The following is a 277-nucleotide window of genomic DNA, read 5'->3' as shown; positions in this document are numbered from 1 at the left end:
GACTACTAGGGTATCTAATCCCGTTCGCTCCCCTGGCTTTCGTGCCTCAGCGTCAGTTGAGACCCAGTGTACCGCTTTCGCCTCTGGCGTTCCTTCCGATATCAACACATTTCACCGCTCCACCGGAAGTTCCGTACACCTCTGTCCCACTCCAGCTCGCCAGTTCAGGGCGCAATTCCTCGGTTGAGCCGAGGGATTTCACACCCTGCTTAACAAGCCGCCTACGCACCCTGTAAGCCCAGTGATTCCGAATAACGTTTGCACAGTTCGTATTACC

General features: G+C 55.2%; 1 rRNA gene. It reads right to left on the bottom strand.

What is annotated here, in order from left to right:
- Positions 1-277 (bottom strand): 16S ribosomal RNA (locus ACTHS4_RS11915); the annotation flags it as partial.

Source organism: Neisseria sp. P0014.S009 (assembly GCF_051958155.1).
Classification (GTDB): domain Bacteria; phylum Pseudomonadota; class Gammaproteobacteria; order Burkholderiales; family Neisseriaceae; genus Neisseria; species Neisseria flavescens_C.
This window is presented reverse-complemented; position numbering and strand designations above follow the sequence as displayed.